The organism is Pseudomonas sp. DWP2-2, assembly GCF_049897065.1.
Classification (GTDB): domain Bacteria; phylum Pseudomonadota; class Gammaproteobacteria; order Pseudomonadales; family Pseudomonadaceae; genus Aquipseudomonas; species Aquipseudomonas paracarnis.
In genome coordinates this window covers 54,733-70,370 of the sequence record NZ_JAFCVN010000014.1, presented here as the reverse complement: position 1 = coordinate 70,370, position 15,638 = coordinate 54,733, and the positions used below count along the sequence as shown (strand labels likewise).

The window sequence follows — 15,638 nt, the reverse complement described above, 5'->3', positions numbered from 1 at the left end:
TGTGTTTTTTGTGGGGGCGATACCTTTTCGCCCTGTGCTCTCTACTCTGGCCACCCATTCTCCTTGTCCACTTCAGAGAACTGACCGGATGCTTCAACTCGATTTCTATTCAACCCTCGTTGCCGCTTCACTGGTGCTATTGCTGGGGCGCGGGCTTGTGGCTCGCATCGGCTTCTTACGTACCTACAACATTCCGGAACCAGTAGCCGGTGGCCTGTTGGTCGCCATGCTGCTCCTGGCGTTGCGCGCGTTTGCCGATATCGAAGTACGCTTCGATCCTTCATTGCAAACCCCGTTGATGCTGGCGTTCTTTGCCACTATCGGTTTGAACGCCGATTTTGCCAGCCTGAAGAAAGGCGGGCGGATCCTGGCGGTGTTTCTGCTGGTGGTAACGGGCTTGCTGGTGGTGCAAAACGCCATGGGTATCGCGCTGGCCTCGGCGCTCGGCCTTGACCCATTGATGGGCCTGCTCGCGGGCTCGGTGACCTTGTCCGGTGGGCATGGCACCGGTGCGGCCTGGGGCGCGGTGTTCAGTGAGCAGTATGGCGTGGCGTCTGCGTCTGAATTGGCGATTGCCTCGGCGACCTTTGGCCTGGTGCTCGGTGGCCTGATCGGCGGGCCCGTGGCGCGTTTTCTGATCAAGCGGGTCGAGGTTCCAGGTATTGGGCAACCGCAATCGAGCCTGGCCAAGGGGTTCGAGCAACCGAACGAAGAGCGCCTGATCACCGCGTTTTCGTTTATCGAGACCCTGGCGCTGGTGGCGATCAGCCTGCAGGGCGGCAACTTGTTGAATGCCGCCATCCAAGGCACCGCTTTCGAATTGCCGACGTTCGTGTGCGTATTGTTCGTCGGTGTGGTGCTGCGCAATGGGCTGTCGATGCTCGGCTGGCATCAGGTGTTCGAACGCGAAGTCTCGGTGCTGGGCAATGTCAGTTTGTCGTTGTTCCTGGCGATGGCGCTGATGTCACTCAAGCTCTGGGACTTGGCGGCACTGGCTTTGCCGATTGTCGTTCTGCTGGCCGCACAGGCATTGCTGATGGCGCTGTTCGCGATTTTCGTGACGTTCCGGGTGATGGGCCGCAACTACGATGCGGCGGTGCTGGCGGCAGGCCATTGCGGCTTCGGGCTAGGCGCCACGCCTACGGCGATTGCCAATATGCAGGCGGTGACGCAGCGCTTCGGGCCTTCGCAGATCGCGTTTCTGGTGGTGCCGATGGTGGGCGCGTTCTTCATCGATATCGCTAACGCGGTGGTGATCAAGTTGTACCTGGCGCTGCCATTTCTAGGGGCCGCAGGGTAAGTTTTTCAGCGCCTGCCCATGGCGTTCATCGCCCGGGCCAGGCGCTGAGTGGCTTGCTGGATTTCGTCCCGGTCGAGGGAGGCAAAGCCCAGGCGCAGCGCGTTTACCGGTTGGTCGTTGGGGGAAAACTGACGACCACTGCGCACCACAACGCCGTGGTCCAGTGCAGTGCTTGCCAACTTATCGACGTCTATTTCTTCCTCGAAACGTACCCATAGCGCCAAACCACCCTCGGGCTCGCGCACTTGTATGCGAGCACCAAACGCCTGATCCAGGCAATCTTGCAATACCGTGCGGCGCGCCCGATATTCTTTCGACACGCGGCGCAAATGCTTCTTCAACTCCCCCTCATTGATCAGGTCTGCCAGCATGGCTTGAGCGACCGCGTCGGTATCGCCCAGCATCAGCGCGGCATTGCGTTGCAGGGCTTCAATCACAGAGGTGGGCGCCACGATATAGCTGCAGCGGAACGTCGAGCCCAGCACCTTGGACAACGAGCCGATGTAGAGCACATGGCGTTGGGCGCGGTCACTGGCCAGCGGCAGGTAAGGGCGGCCACTGAAATGGTATTCGTGGTCGTAGTCCTCTTCGATAATGCAGAAGTCATGCAGCGCGGCCAACGTCAGCAAGTGCTGCCGGCGTGCAGCGTGCAAGCTCACGGTGGTGGGGAATTGGTGATGAGGCGTGAGGTAAATCATGCGCACCTTGTGCTCACGGCATAAGCGCTCGATCTGGTCTGTGCGGCAACCTTCATCATCAATGTCGACCGTGACCAACTTCGCCCCGAGCTTGCGGAAAATTTCCCATGCCGGTGGGTAGCTCAGACGTTCCACCAGGACCACGTCGCCGGGCTTGAGCAGCAGGCTGGCGCTCAGGAACAGGGACATCTGGGTGCCCTGGGTCAGGCAGATATTTTCGGCAGTGACCGTCAGCCCACGGTTGTTGCGCAGCATTTCGGCCAGGGCGCAGCGCAAGTGATAGCCGGTGCCTTCGCTGCCGTAGCGCACGGTATTGGAGGCAAAGCTGTTGCGCAGTGCATGGCGATAGTAACGGTGCAGAACTGCCTGGGGCAGCAGGCGGTGGTCGCTGGTGCCGTTGTCGAAAAACAGCGCATCGCGCCGATGCTGTAGAGCGACCACTTGGGCATTATGGGTGAAATAGGGTACCAGCGGTTGCTCCAGTAACGGCGGCGCGAATGACGGTTGCGTAACGCTGGGCAGGTGTTTGAGTGTCAGCTTTACATTGACGAAGGTGCCACGGCGCGGCTCGCTGGTCAGCCAGCCCTTGGTCATGGCTTCTTCGTAGGCCAGGATCACCGTCTTGCGGTTGACGTCGAGCAAGTGTGCCATTTCCCGCGTGCCCGGCAGTAACGTCCCGGGCGGCAGGCGGCCTTCGAGGATGGCATTGACCAAGCCTTCGGCGATCTTGCGGTAAGTCGCCTGGCTTGCACCTTCTTCAAGCCGGAGCAGTGGACGCCATTTACGCATCTGGACCATCTGAAGTATCCAAATCTGGAGGTTTTAATGGGCCTAGTCTAGCGCAACAATCAAGCCTTACTTAGCCCGAGGTTGTTATGAATACACGTCATGTCATCGAACTGTCGCCCTCGGGGAAAACCTTTGAGGCTGGTGACGAATTGTTGCTCGACGCCATGCTCGCCAGTGGCCTGGCCGTGCCGTTCTCCTGCCGCCGTGGCGCCTGCGGTTCGTGCAAGGTGGTGGTCGCCGAAGGTGCGTACCGGGCCAAACGCCTGGTGCCGGGTGCGTCGCAGCCTTCTTATCCTTTGGCAGCCAATGAGATGTTGTTATGCCAGAGCCACGCCTGTGGCGACATGCGCCTGCATATTCCCGGCTGGTCGCTGGATACGCCCGCGCTGGTAGTGTCGGCGCAGGTTCACAGCAAGCATGCGCTGGGCCCCGATGTGATCGAGTTGGTATTGATGCCCGAAACCCCAGTGGCGGTTCGGGCTGGCCAATACCTCAAGTTTCACCTGGCGGACGGTGACACGCGCTGCTTCTCGATTGCCAACCTGCCCGATGAGGACGATGGGCGCTTGGTCTTCCAGATTCGCCGGGTGAGTGGCGGGTATTTTTCCGAGGGTATCCTGGGTGGTCTCGCCGTGGGTGAGCGTCTGCACGTGGAAGGGCCGTTTGGTGCCTGTACCTGGCAGGACGATGAGGCGGCGCCCGTGGTGCTATTCGCTACGGGTACTGGTTACGCGGGCATCAAGCCTATCTTGCTGACCGCGCTCAAGCGCGATGTCGACGTGACGTTGTATTGGGGCGGCGCGCAATCGGCGGACTTTTATGACAGCGCTTTCCTCGACCACCTGATGCTTGAGCATCCCCGTTTTCGCTGGCATCCCGTGCGGTCCTCCGAGGGCAGGGTTCAGGAGGTTGCAATGAGTCATGGGCATCAGTGGGAACAGGCCCAGGTCTATGCGTGCGGCAACGGTGCAATGCTCGGCCAGGTACGCATCCACTGCCTTGAAGCGGGGTTGCCCAGCCACCGGTTTATCGCGGAGGCGTTTGTCGCCAGTGGTCGGTCGAGTGCTGGAGCAGTCTCCCTATCGTTTGACCCGGTGTGGGAGAAAGTCGGCCCGCGTTATTCCTTGGACGGCATGCTGGCGGCGCGGGAAAAATCCATACGTGCCCTGGCGGCGATTGCCAGCCAGTTGAAAGTCGGCATGACCACCGGCGAGGCCCTTGAGATGGCCGCGAGGCAACTGCAGGCCATGGGCGCTTCGCACACTTGGCATCCGACCTACATTCGTTTTGGCGCCGACACTGTGCGCCCACCGCGCGAGGGTATTGATCGTCAGCGCAGGCTGCGCGCTAATGACATTGCCGTGGTCGATCTTGGCCCGGTGTGGGATGGCTACGAAGGCGACTATGGCGATACGTTTGTGTTTGGCGATGGGCCGTTGCACCAGGCCTGTACGACGGCCTTGCATGAAGTCTTCGATGAAACACGCCAGGCGTGGCTGCGTGGTCTGACCGGGCGTGAGCTCTACGACTTCGCCGAGCACAGCGCTGCGTCAAAGGGCTGGAGGCTGGCGCGCAACCTGGCGGGGCACCGCCTTGCGGATTTTCCCCATGCATTGTTCGAAAGCAAGGAGTTGGCTGACCTGGAGATCCCACCGAGTGAAATGGCCTGGGTATTGGAGATCCAGCTGTGCCATCCCACTGAGCCGGTGGGTGGGTTCTTTGAAGACATGCTGATGTTGCAAGGCTAAAGAGCTGTCATTGTTGCCGAGTTGTGTTTGACGCGATGGCCCCTGCAAAGCGAGATCTCACCCACACCGCCGATCCCCTGTAGGAGCTGTCGAGCTTTAGCGAGGCTGCGAAAGCGGTGGCTCAGGCGCTGAAGATTTTGCCTGTACCGCCGCCATCGCAGCCTCGCTGGGGCTCGACAGCTCCCACATTTGGGCGGTGTTGTTGTCGGAAGTTGTATTCGGCGAGATAGCCCTGTGAACCGAGATCAACCCAGCGCCGCCGATCCCCTGTAGGAGCTGTCGAGCTTTAGCGAGGCTGCGAAAGCGGTGGTTCAGGCGCTGAAGATATTGCCTGTACCGCCGCCATCGCAGCCTCGCCGGGGCTCGACAGCTCCCACATTGGGGCGGTGTTGTTGTCGGAAGTTGTATTCGGCGCGATAGCCCTGCGAATCGAGATCAACCCAGCGCCGCCGATCCCCTGTGGGAGCTGTCGAGCTTCAGCGAGGCTGCGAAAGCGGTGGCTCAGGCGCTGAAGATTTTGCCTGTACCGCCGCCATCGCAGCCTCGCCCGGGCTCGACAGCTCCCACATTTGGGCGGTGTTGTTGTCGGAAGTTGTATTTGGCGCGATAGCCCTGTGAACCGACATCAACCCAGCGCCGCCGATCCCCTGTGGGAGCTGTCGAGCTTTAGCGAGGCTGCGAAAGCGGTGGTTCAGGCGCTGAAGAGGGTGCCTGTGCCGTTGCCTTCGCCGCCTCGCTTGGGTACCAGATGGGTCAGAGCTTCGGCAACTGCCCGACGCGGCCCATCATTTCGGTGACGATCTGCAGGTCCAGCAGGAACTGGTCGACGGTTTTGAATTCGCTGTCGGTGTGCCCGGTGTACTTCTCTTCCGGGCGGGCCAGGCCGAATTGCACGCCGTTGGGCAGGTCGTGCACCGAGGTTGCGCCGGCCGAGGTGCCGAATTTGTGCGCCATGCCCAGGTTTTCAGTGGCCACTGCCAGCAAGGCTTTTACCCATTCGCCTTCAGGGTTGCGGTACATCGGCGTGTCCAGCGAGTAAGTGAAGCTCACGTTGACCTTGGCGTTCTTGTCCCAGGCGTTCAGCTTCTGCTCGATTTGCGCCTTGAGCGCCTCCGGGGTTTTACCTTTCGGTGCGCGCAGGTTCACGGCCAGTTTGAAGGCTTTGTCATCCTGCCCCACAAACGTCAGCGAGGTGGTCAACGGCCCCATGAAATCATCCGCGTAGCCCACACCCAATTTGCCGCCCAGGTAATCCAGGCCCCAGTTGTCGGCGGCATAGCGCGCGGCATCGGTGATGTGGTTGTGCTGGAGGGCGACCTTGCCGTCGAGGCTGTGGATCAGGTCCAGCATGCGCGCCACCGGGTTGACCCCGGTTTCAGGCTCGGAAGAGTGAGCGGATACGCCGGTAACCGTGAGTTTGACATCCTTGCCATCGACCTTGGCCGTCACTTGGAAGTCGCCACCGTTGCGCTTGGCATAGTCGGCACCGGCCTGTTGCAGGCTGGCGGCCAGTTCGGCGGGGGTGTCGCTGACCAGCGTGGCCACCGAGGCCGATGGAATCTGGTTGTTCGCCTTGCCGCCGGTCATCGCGATGATTTCTGCGCCTTTGCCTTCGCCCTTGCGCACCGGGAAGGTGGCCATCACGGTACCCGAGCCTTTTTCGGCGATCACCACCGGGTAACCGCCATCCAGCGCCAGGTTGTATTGCGGCACGGGGTTGCGTTCGAAGTAGTAAGGAATGGCATCACCGGCGGTTTCTTCAGTGGTGTCTACCAGCAGTTTGAACGTGCGCGCCAGTGGCAGTTTTTCTTCCTTGATCACTTTCATGGCGTACATCGCCACCACGATGCCGTTCTTGTCATCCTCGGTACCGCGGCCATACATGCGGTCGCCAATCAGCGTGACCTTGAACGGGTCGAGTTTGGTACCGTCTTGCAGCACCCAGTTTTCCGGGGTAACGGGCACCACATCGGCATGGGCGTGCACACCCACGACTTCATCACCGCTGCCTTCCAGGGAAATTTCGTACACGCGGTTGTCGACGTTACGGAAGTTCAGGTTGAAGGACTTGGCCAGGGCCTCGATCTTTGCGGCAATCTTGAGGAATTCCGGGTTTTTGTACTGTGGCAGACCGTCTACGTTGAACGTCGGGACTTCCACCAGTTCACGCAAGGTTTCGAGCGCGGCTTTGCCATATTTAACGCGGGTGTAAATGCCCAGCAGGCGATTGATCTCGTTCTGTTGCTCGGCGCTCAGGGGTTTGTTGCCCACAAACGCGCTGATAGCCGGGCCGGTGTCGGCCGCTTTGCCCAGCTCGCCCTGGGCCAGAGTGCCGAGGAAACCGCGGAAATCGGTAACCGAGGTCTCGTTGAACTGCTTCAGGATTGCCGTGCTCTGGTCCGCGCTGATGTTGGCGAATGCGGGCGTGGCGACGGCCGAAAGGCTGGCGGCGAACAGGGTGGCAACCGCCAATTGCTTAAGTGGAAAGTGCATGGTTGAAGGCATTCCTTTGCAGGTAGTGAGTAGGAGATTTCTGACGGAAGAGACAGAAACATTTCCACACACTACCATTACTCAGGTGCCCAAGGTCAATGCTGGCCAGGGTGGGGCGCGGGATACTCTTGCGTCACGCTCAAGGCTCTAGCGTAAGGCCCATCCCACAGTTGTTCATGCAACTGGCCTACACGCCTGGCCATCGCCTCACTGCGCATCACCACCTCCAGATTGCGCGAATTATCCAGGTAGCCGCCCAACCAATTGCTGGTGCCGACCCACGCCACTTGCCCGTCGATCTCCATGGTTTTGCTGTGTATCACCCGCGCATAAGGGATAAAGCCTTGCTTGGCTTCGGGCAGGGTGACGATCTTGATCTCAATATTGGGCAGCACCACCAGGCTCTTGAGATAGGGCAGTTCCAGCGGGTCGGTATTCCAGTTGGACACCATCAGTTTGATCGACACGCCACGGGCTGCGGCGGCGCGCACGGCGTTGTCGATCACCGCGTAGTACGGCCGGGTTCGATCCGGTCCGTAGGACAGCGGCGCGTAGTCGAGCAATTGCACGCGCACCTCTTTTTGGGCTTCGCCCAGCAGGCGCGGCAGTTCCAGCTGTGAGTCGCCCACGCCGGGCGGGTTGTAGCGTTGCGGGCTGGCCACCAGGTAGTTGCCGGTACGTGCGGGTGCCGGGCCGCTGGCGGGTAGCGGCACCGGTTGTTTACCCTCCAGCGCTGCCTGGGCTTGCCAGTCTTGCTCGAAGATCGCCTGCACCTGGCCCACCACCGTTTCGTCAGTGATCCGCAGCCCGGTTTCGTGGATATGTTCCAAGGCGCGCCAGTCGAAATTCTGACTGCCGACAAACGCCTGCTTGCCATCCACCAGCAGGTACTTGGCGTGGATGATGCCGCCGCTCAGTTGCCCGTAGGGCAGCACGCGCAAGGTCAGGTTGGGAATGGCGTGCAAGCGTTCCAGGGTGGCGGCATCCGACAGCTTGATGCCTTTTTCTTCGAGCAGGAAACGAATCTTCACGCCGCGTTTGCCGGCGGCTTCCAGGTGTTCAAGCACGCTGTTCATCACCGAGCCAGGGTGGTCCGCGGCGTAGAACTGGCCGATATCAATGTGGCTTTTGGCGCCGTCGAACAGCTCGATCCATACCGGGCCGGGCTGGCGCAAATCGTCGGTGCCCAGGGCGGTGTCCACAGGCACGGTATGCACCAATTCAAAACCTGGAATGGAAAAGTCCGCCTGGGCCAGCGGACTGAGGAGCAAGCCGGTCAGGCCGGCAATACGCAACTTTATCGAAAGGGACATAAGCGTCTCATCGCACCAAAGGTAAAGGCGAGCGCCCAAGGCGCCCGCCCTGCAGGTCAGGCTGTGCGGCTGTGCAGCGGGGTGGGCACGCGATGAGTCACTTCATCCTGTGCGCGGGCGCCGGTGGCGGCGCGGATCAACAGGATCTTCAACTGGTCGTTGATGCGCTCCAGGCTGTCCTGGAAGAAGTTGTGGAACACCACGCAAAAAAGCGCGATGGCGATACCTAATCCCGTGGCAAACAAGGCCGTCCCGATACCACCGGAAATCTGCCCTGGGTCCGATACGCCCGCGGTGGCCAGCGCCTTGAAGGTGTCGATGATGCCGAGAATGGTGCCCAGCAGGCCCAGCAGTGGGGCGGCGGTGGTGATGGTCTCGATGATCCACAGGCTGCGGGCCAGTGGGGCGCGGGTCTTCAGGTATTGGGTATCGATTTCGTCGTCCAGGTCCTTGCGCGAACCGTGGGTCGCCTTCTGGGCCAGCACCGGCAAGATCATGTTCAGCGGCAGGCTGTCGCGACGGGTCAGGTTGTCCGGCAGGTCACGCTCGCCGTGCACATTGGCGCCCAGGGCGTCGATCAATGCGCGTGCCTGGCGGCGTACGTAGGCGAAGTAGATGCCGCGTTCGATGGCGATGAAGATCGCAATGGCCATCGCCGCGTACATCACATAGAAAGTGACGTCGTGGAGCAGGTTCATATCCATGATGGTGTTCCTCTTGGGGTGAGTCTTAGAAATTCGCTTCCAGCGAAACCGTGACGGTACGGTCCAGGCCGACGATGTACGCGGGGTCGCCATCGCGGAAACCGCTGTAGCTGGCCGCGTTGGTCTTGGTGGTGTACACGCCGTCCAGGTATTTCTTGTCGAACAGGTTGTCGACGTTCAGGCGCAGGGTCGCGTCCTTGACCACTTTCTTGTCCACCGGCAGGTAAATACCGGCGCCGAGGTTGAACACGGTGCGACCGGAAATCGCCTCGTCGTTGGTCAGGTCGCCGTAGAGCTTGCTGGTGTACTTGCCACCGAAGGTGCCGTAGAAGCGCCCATCGTCATACCCGATGTTGGCCGCCAGCATGTTCTTGGGCACGTTGGCGAACTGCTTGCCACTGGTGGGCAGCACGATGGGTTTGCCGGCGTTGTAGACGGTCAGGTCATCCTGCTGCTCGGCCTTGGTGTAGGTGTAGGAGGTGTAGTAATTGAAGTGGTGGGGCAACTGGCCGCTCCACTCCAGCTCCAGGCCTTTGTTGACCACGGAGCCGGCGTTGATGTCGGCAAAGTCACCGTTGATGTCCCGGGACGAAACCTGGCGGTTCTTGAAGTCCATGTAGAACAGGGTGGCGGCCAGGTTCATGTCGTCGCCGCTGTAGCGCCAGCCCAGTTCATGGTTCCAACTGGTTTCCGGTTCGGCTTCGATCGAGCCGGCGCCTTTGTCGTAGAGCACGTAGTTCTGCGGTACCCGCATGTTGCGCGACAGGCTGTAGAACAACTGGTCACGCTCGTCCAGCTGGTATTTCAGGCCGGCGTTGGGCAGCAGTTTGTTGTAGGTCTGGTTACGTTTTTCCGGGCGTTCGTTGAGGCTGCCGTGGTTGGTGCCTTCACGCTCGACGTTCATGTAGGCCAGGCCTGCGATGAGGGTCCAGTCCGGGTTGATGTACCAGGTGTCCTGGGCCCAGACCTTTTGCGCTGGCGTCACGGTGAAACGGTCGCGACCCTGCACGGTGTTGCCGTTGGCATCGACGATGGCGCTGTTGGAATCTGGCCAGGTATCCACTGGCTTGCCGTTGCTCTTGAGCGGAATGAACGGCTGGGTCTGGCTCTGGCGTGCGCGCTCGTACCAGTAACCGAATTGCAGGCTGTGGTCGCCAAGGTCCCAGGTCAGTTTGGTGGTGATGCCCGGACGCCAGGTTTGCGTGCGTGAAGGGCGGTAGTACACGCCGCTGTTGGGTGTGCCGTCGGCGTTGTATTGGGCGGCCGTGGGCAGGTTGCCGAGGTCGAACACACCGCCCTGGTTGGAGCCACGGTTGAGGGCATAGCTGGATGAACCGACGCCGCTGCCATTGCCCCAGTAGTAATACGGGATCACCGACAGTGCGAGGTTATCGGCCAGTTTGAACTGGGTGTTGAGCACGGCGGTGAATGTCTGGAACGGGTTCTGCGCCAGGGCGTAATAGCTGTTGTACTTGCCGTTGCTGCCCACGCTGGGTGTTGCCGGATAAGGGTCGTACTTGCGGCCATATTGCTGGAACTGCGCCTTGGTCAACTGGCTGTAACTGTTGTTGTCCTGCTCGTGGTACTTGAGGATCAGGTTGGCGGTGTTGCCATTGCCAGCGTCGAAAAAGCTGTTCCACTCCACCTTGTCCGCGCGTACCGCGCCCGAACCGCGCCACATCTCACCTTCGGTATGGGACACCGACAGCCAGTTGCTCAGGCCGTTGATTTCGCCGGTATTGAGGCGGGCAAAGGTCTTGCGCGTGGCATTGCTGCCGACGACCTGTTTGACGAAGGCGCCGGTTTCCTTGGTCGGGCGAATGGTCACGATGCCAATGTTGCCGCCGCTGGAACCAATGTGCGGGCCGTCGGATTCCGAAGCGCCCTGGGTGACGAAGATCTGGTCGATGTTTTCCGGGTCGCCCAGCAGGTTGGAATACAGCGCGTAGTTGCCGGAGTCGTTGATCGGCATGCCGTCCACCGACATGCCCACCTGGTCGGAGTTCATGCCGCGCATGGTGAAGCGAAAGCCCGACAGGCCGGTGTTGTCTTCACTGGAGATGTTCAAGCCTGGGGTGTACTTGAGTTTGTCGATGGCATTGCCGGTGGCCGCCTGTTTATCCAGTGCTTCCTTGGTCACTGTGGAGCGGCCCTTGATGCTTTCCTCCGGCACCATGTAACCGCCCCCGGCGGTCGCCTTGCCTTGTACCCCAATGGTGCCGACATCACTGTCGCTGGTCTCTGCCATGACCAGTCCCTGGCTCATGCTGGTCGCGGCCACAAGTGCCAGATGAATACGGGTGAACTTCATCACTGTCGTCCTGGTGTCGGGTGCTTATTGCACGCTGTAGTTGAAGGTGGCGGTGAAGCGCTGCTCATTTCGCCCCCCGAAGGCTTGCTCGGGGAACGGTTTGACTTGCTTGATGCGACGCAAGCTGTTGGTGGCTGCCCGGTTGAGCAACATGCTCGAGGCCTGGGTTTGTAGACCTGAGTCGAGGACGCGGCCCTGACGGTCTACCAGCAGCCACACCACCACCTCGCCGCTCGGGCGTTCGAGGGACGCCTGGCGCCCGGTGGGGTACTGCTTGTAGGTGTCCAGTTCGTTGCGCAAGCCTTTGAGGTAACCGCTTTCCAGGGCCTGGCCATCGACCTTCGGTGGCGCCGGTGGGGCTGGCGTCGGTGCCGCTTGGGTGACGGCGGCCGGGGCTGGCTTGGCGGCCACCGGTGGCGGCGTCGGCACGGGCTTGGCGACCACGGGCGCAGGCTTGGGCACAGGTTTTGGCTTTGGCTTGGGTTCGGGTTTTGGCAGCGGCTTGGGCGGTGGCGGCGGGGGCGCCGGCTCGGCCTCTTCCTCTTCGATCACCGGCGGTGGCGGTTCTTGCTCCACCACCGGTTCCGGTATGACTTCCGGTTCCGGCTCAACCAAGGCCAATTCGACCGCCGACTCGTCATACACCGGCTCGACCTTCAACGTCTGGGACTGGATACCCAGTGCAATCAGCACCAGGGCGATCAGGGCCGGAACACTGCCCAGCAGCTGACGCGCACGAAACAGAACGTACATGATCAGGACTTACGCGTGGCGATGGACACGGAGGTGAAGCCACCCAGGCGCAGGGTGTCCATCACTTCCACCAGGCGCGAAACCTCCACGCCTTTGTCGCTGTTGACGATGATCGTCGACTTGGTATCGGGCTTTTCGGCCGCCTTCAGCGCCGGCACCAGGGCCTCCACCGTCAGGTCCTTGCCGTCCAGTTGCAACTGGCCTTCCAGGCCCAGGGTGAGGATGAATTTGTTTTGCGGCTTGAGCTGCTGCGAACTGCTGGCGCTGGGCAATTGGGTCTTCATGCCGAGCGCGGGAATCACGTTCAGGCTCACCAGTACGAAAAACACCAGCAGGAACATCATCACGTCGATCATCGGGATCAGCTCGATGTGCGCCTTGCGTTTCTTGGGTTCGTCCCAGGTTCTCATTCCGTTACCCCGTCATTGAATTAGGGGCAAAACGCTAACAGCCAAAAATGACCGATTGGTTAACTTTAATTGACCGTTTAGAGGCTCTAGGACGCGTCTTTCAGAAAACTTACCGGTCAGTTTTCGGGCGTAATGAAACTGACACTCGGGGCATCCATGCTTGAGAAATTTATCTTGAGAGCCGGCCTCCATGCCTACTGCATTGCCTCAATTGACGACCCCGCGACTGCTGTTGCGCACCCTGCAAATGCATCAGGCGCAGGTGCTTTTCACGCTTGCCAACGGGCCGAAAATTGCCGACAACACGGCGAACATTCCATCGCCCTACACCTTGGAAACCGCGCAGGATTTTATTGCGGGGATCGCTGACAAGTACCGCACCGGTGAGCTGCTGAACCTGGGGATGCATGTGCGCGGCACCGACGAATTGGTCGGCATGGTCAGCCTGCGCATCAATGCTCGCCATCACTATGGGCACTTGGGTGGCTGGGTGGCGGCGCACTGCCGTAACCAGGGATATGCGGCTGAAGCGGCGAGCGCGGTGATGGACTTCGGGTTCGAGGCGCTAGGGTTGCAGCGCGTGGGCAGCCAGTGTTTCGCGCGCAACAAGGAATCGGCGCGGGTCATGGAGAAGATCGGCCTGCGTTATGAAGGCTGCATGCGCCAGGCGTTTTTAAAGAACGGCGTGTATGAGGACATGCTCGGGTTTGCCACCGTGCGTGATGTCTGGGAGCGCTGCCTGTGAGCGGCGAAGTGGACCACGGCCGGCGCCGGGTCCTTGGCGGGCTGGCGGTCGCTACCGCGTTTTCGATTCTCAGCCCGTTTGCGCGCAGTGCCGGGGTGGATTATCCGTTCACCCTCGGCGTGGCTTCCGGTGACCCGTTGCCAGATGGCTTTGTGATCTGGACGCGCCTGGCGCCGTTGTTCAACGCCGCGGATGGCCGTGGCGGCCTGAGTCGCTCGGTGCCGCTGCGTTGGCGGGTGGCCAGCGATGCGGCGATGACGCGCATTGTGAAGCAGGGCGAAGTACTGGCGACGCCCCGTTTTGCTCACGCAGTGCATGTCGAAGTGGCGGGGCTGGCGGCGGATCGGCCGTATTGGTACCAGTTTGAAGGGCTCGGTGCGCAGAGCCCGGTGGGCCAGTCGCGCACGATGCCGCCGCTGCAGGCCATGGCCTCGGCCCGGCTGGGGTTTGTGTCCTGCTCGCACTGGGAGCGCGGTTACTTCAGCGCCTACCGACACCTTGCCGCCGAGCAGCCGGACCTGGTGTTTTTCCTCGGTGATTATATTTACGACAGTTCCTATGCTGCGGATTCGGGCAAGGTGTTTCGTTCTCACGGCAGCGGCAATGCGCAAAGCCTGAGTGATTACCGCAACCGCTACGCACTGTACAAGACTGATCCAGACCTGCAGGCCCTGCACGCCGCGGCTCCCAGCGTCGTAACCTGGGACGATCACGAAGTACAGAATGACTACGCCAACCGCTGGTCCCAGGACCCGAAGGTGGCGGTGGCGCAGTTTCTCAAGCAACGGGCCGCGGCGTACCAGGCGTTTTACGAACACATGCCCCTGCGTGCCAGCAGCGTGCCGAAGGGGCCGGACATGCGCATCTACCGGCGCCTGGACTATGGGCGGCTCGCGCGTTTTCATGTGCTCGACGGTCGCCAGTACCGTTCCGAGCAACCCTGCATCGCGGCCAATGGCAGCCACCAAGGGCATATTGTCACCACCCCTTGCAGCGACCTGCGTGACCCTGGCCGCACGTTGCTCGGCTGGCAGCAAGAGTCTTGGCTGGACCAGGGGTTTGCCCAGTCCAGTGCGCAGTGGAATGTCATCGCCCAGGATTTGCTGGTGGCGCCGCTGATGCAGCGTGACTTGACCAACCATAAGCTTGGCCGCTGGACCGATGGTTGGGATGGCTACATGGCGAACCGCTCACGGATGCTGGCGTCGATCGTGCGCAATCGCGTGAAGAACCCGGTGTTCTGGGGAGGGGATATTCATTCGTTCTGGGCCACCGACCTGCATCTCGACGCCGACAGGCCAGACTCGGCGGTGGTCGCCACCGAGTTCGTCGGCTCGTCGGTCACCTCAGATGGCCCTCCCTACGACGCGTTCATGAAGATCATGCCGCTCAACCCCCATGTGAAGTTTTTCGACAGTCGCCAGCGTGGGTATGTGTCGGTGGAGTTGGCGGCCAACACCATGTTGACGAATTTTCGGGCGATCAGTGATCCGCGTGACCCGGCGGCGACGGTGTCGACGTTGAAGTCGTTCATCAATGAATCGGGCCAGCCGAGCGTGGCCCTGTAGGAGCGCGCTTGCTCGCGAAAACGAAAGGGCGCCGATGGGAATCAGGTATCCCGCGTTATCGTTAACGGTCTTCGCGAGCAAGCTCGCTCCTACAGTGTCAGGGTATCAGCGAGGCTGTAGCGCACCGAGAGCGCGCCTTTTTTCTCCGACAACGCCAGGATCGTTACCTGGCCCAGTTCGCTCAACGCTTGAACATGCGTACCGCCACAGGCGTACGCCGGTAATTCGCCGAAGCCGACTTCGCGGGTGCCGTCTTCCAGCGTCATATGGCGGGAATAGTCGGCGGCGATCCATGTGTTGACCCACTGCTGGAGCGCCTGCGCATCCATGTCTTGCGCGGTCTCGCCACGGATAAAAGTGATCTTGCCTTCGCCGGGCCAATGGTGGGCCTTGATCGGCATCCAGCCCAGGCGTTCGCCGGCATTGCCAATCAAGTGCCCCGCCGAATGCAGACGCGTATGCAAGGCGCGCCGCTGTGCGTCGACTCGTGCAACGACGAGGCCAGGTTCCAGAGGTCGGTGGACGTAGTGCACCACCTGTTCGCCTTCCTGCATGACTCGCAGCACCTGGCTGTCGCCGAGCCAGCCGGTGTCGGACGGCTGGCCTCCGCCTTGGGGATGGAAAATGGTCGACTGCACAATCACGGCGAATTGCTCTTCGTTCGGGGTGCAACTGAGCACTTCCAGCTCGGCCGTCAGGTGGTCGTGGGTAAAAAACAGGCGCTCGGTCATCATCTACATCCGCATCAGGGTTCTGTGGGCAGTATAAATAGTGCGCAGATGGGTGATAATCTGCTCAATTATCAA

At 60.9% G+C, this 15,638-nt stretch carries 12 protein-coding genes; 4 read left to right on the top strand and 8 right to left on the bottom strand.

The annotated features are described in order from the left end of the window. Positions 1–88: 88 nt before the first annotated feature. Complete coding sequence (gltS, locus tag ACP7CZ_RS23605; RefSeq protein WP_034127220.1) at positions 89–1,300, top strand: sodium/glutamate symporter; 1,212 nt, start codon at positions 89–91, stop codon at positions 1,298–1,300. Positions 1,301–1,305: 5 nt separating this feature from the next. Here the strand turns inward: gltS and ACP7CZ_RS23600 are convergent, their stop codons facing one another. Further along, positions 1,306–2,796, bottom strand: a complete 1,491-nt coding sequence (locus tag ACP7CZ_RS23600) for a PLP-dependent aminotransferase family protein (protein WP_034127221.1) — start codon at positions 2,794–2,796, stop codon at positions 1,306–1,308. Between the two features lie 77 nt (positions 2,797–2,873). On the opposite strand from ACP7CZ_RS23600, the gene ACP7CZ_RS23595 reads away from it, so the two are divergent. After that, the gene (locus ACP7CZ_RS23595; protein ID WP_054898858.1) at positions 2,874–4,535 is read left to right on the top strand and encodes a M24 family metallopeptidase; all 1,662 of its coding nucleotides are present in this window, start codon (positions 2,874–2,876) and stop codon (positions 4,533–4,535) included. 753 nt (positions 4,536–5,288) lie between these two features. On the opposite strand, the gene ACP7CZ_RS23590 is transcribed toward ACP7CZ_RS23595, so the two are convergent. The 6 genes from ACP7CZ_RS23590 to ACP7CZ_RS23565 all read right to left on the bottom strand — a co-directional run bounded on the left by ACP7CZ_RS23590 (position 5,289) and on the right by ACP7CZ_RS23565 (position 12,519). After that, a complete protein-coding gene (locus ACP7CZ_RS23590; protein ID WP_127881408.1) occupies positions 5,289–7,028 on the bottom strand; it encodes a dipeptidase in 1,740 nt (579 codons plus the stop codon). Positions 7,029–7,123: 95 nt separating this feature from the next. Continuing rightward, positions 7,124–8,341, bottom strand: a complete 1,218-nt coding sequence (locus ACP7CZ_RS23585; RefSeq protein WP_252951111.1) for a phospholipase D-like domain-containing protein — start codon at positions 8,339–8,341, stop codon at positions 7,124–7,126. Positions 8,342–8,397: 56 nt separating this feature from the next. After that, positions 8,398–9,045, bottom strand: coding sequence for a MotA/TolQ/ExbB proton channel family protein (locus tag ACP7CZ_RS23580; protein ID WP_054897855.1), 648 nt, complete (start codon positions 9,043–9,045; stop codon positions 8,398–8,400). 25 nt (positions 9,046–9,070) lie between these two features. Next, entirely contained in the window at positions 9,071–11,356 is a 2,286-nt protein-coding gene (locus ACP7CZ_RS23575) for a TonB-dependent receptor (RefSeq protein WP_252951112.1), read from the bottom strand. Between the two features lie 24 nt (positions 11,357–11,380). Continuing rightward, the gene (locus ACP7CZ_RS23570; protein WP_054921700.1) at positions 11,381–12,109 is read right to left on the bottom strand and encodes an energy transducer TonB family protein; all 729 of its coding nucleotides are present in this window, start codon (positions 12,107–12,109) and stop codon (positions 11,381–11,383) included. A 2-nt stretch (positions 12,110–12,111) separates the two neighbouring features. Next, the gene (locus tag ACP7CZ_RS23565) at positions 12,112–12,519 is read right to left on the bottom strand and encodes an ExbD/TolR family protein (RefSeq protein ID WP_014717774.1); all 408 of its coding nucleotides are present in this window, start codon (positions 12,517–12,519) and stop codon (positions 12,112–12,114) included. A 190-nt stretch (positions 12,520–12,709) separates the two neighbouring features. Between ACP7CZ_RS23565 and ACP7CZ_RS23560 the strand changes: the two genes are divergently transcribed. Together ACP7CZ_RS23560 and ACP7CZ_RS23555 are read left to right on the top strand one after the other, a co-directional pair. Next, complete coding sequence (locus tag ACP7CZ_RS23560) at positions 12,710–13,264, top strand: GNAT family N-acetyltransferase (RefSeq protein WP_054921698.1); 555 nt, start codon at positions 12,710–12,712, stop codon at positions 13,262–13,264. Then, the gene (locus ACP7CZ_RS23555) at positions 13,261–14,832 is read left to right on the top strand and encodes an alkaline phosphatase D family protein (protein WP_072448106.1); all 1,572 of its coding nucleotides are present in this window, start codon (positions 13,261–13,263) and stop codon (positions 14,830–14,832) included. The genes ACP7CZ_RS23560 and ACP7CZ_RS23555 overlap by 4 nt, the downstream gene beginning before the upstream one ends. 89 nt (positions 14,833–14,921) lie before the next feature. Here ACP7CZ_RS23555 and ACP7CZ_RS23550 read toward each other — a convergent pair whose 3' ends face one another. After that, positions 14,922–15,563 (bottom strand): alanyl-tRNA editing protein, encoded by a 642-nt coding sequence (locus tag ACP7CZ_RS23550; RefSeq protein ID WP_198790723.1) that lies wholly within the window; start codon positions 15,561–15,563, stop codon positions 14,922–14,924. Positions 15,564–15,638: the final 75 nt, after the last annotated feature.

Excerpts from the sequence above, each read along its gene's own strand:
- gltS (WP_034127220.1), top strand. The coding sequence starts at position 89 with ATGCTTCAACTCGATTTCTATTCAACCCTCGTTGCCGCTTCACTGGTG.
- ACP7CZ_RS23600 (WP_034127221.1), bottom strand. The coding sequence starts at position 2,796 with ATGGTCCAGATGCGTAAATGGCGTCCACTGCTCCGGCTTGAAGAAGGT.
- ACP7CZ_RS23595 (WP_054898858.1), top strand. The coding sequence starts at position 2,874 with ATGAATACACGTCATGTCATCGAACTGTCGCCCTCGGGGAAAACCTTT.
- ACP7CZ_RS23590 (WP_127881408.1), bottom strand. The coding sequence starts at position 7,028 with ATGCACTTTCCACTTAAGCAATTGGCGGTTGCCACCCTGTTCGCCGCC.
- ACP7CZ_RS23585 (WP_252951111.1), bottom strand. The coding sequence starts at position 8,341 with ATGTCCCTTTCGATAAAGTTGCGTATTGCCGGCCTGACCGGCTTGCTC.
- ACP7CZ_RS23580 (WP_054897855.1), bottom strand. The coding sequence starts at position 9,045 with ATGGATATGAACCTGCTCCACGACGTCACTTTCTATGTGATGTACGCG.
- ACP7CZ_RS23575 (WP_252951112.1), bottom strand. The coding sequence starts at position 11,356 with ATGAAGTTCACCCGTATTCATCTGGCACTTGTGGCCGCGACCAGCATG.
- ACP7CZ_RS23570 (WP_054921700.1), bottom strand. The coding sequence starts at position 12,109 with ATGTACGTTCTGTTTCGTGCGCGTCAGCTGCTGGGCAGTGTTCCGGCC.
- ACP7CZ_RS23565 (WP_014717774.1), bottom strand. The coding sequence starts at position 12,519 with ATGAGAACCTGGGACGAACCCAAGAAACGCAAGGCGCACATCGAGCTG.
- ACP7CZ_RS23560 (WP_054921698.1), top strand. The coding sequence starts at position 12,710 with ATGCCTACTGCATTGCCTCAATTGACGACCCCGCGACTGCTGTTGCGC.
- ACP7CZ_RS23550 (WP_198790723.1), bottom strand. The coding sequence starts at position 15,563 with ATGACCGAGCGCCTGTTTTTTACCCACGACCACCTGACGGCCGAGCTG.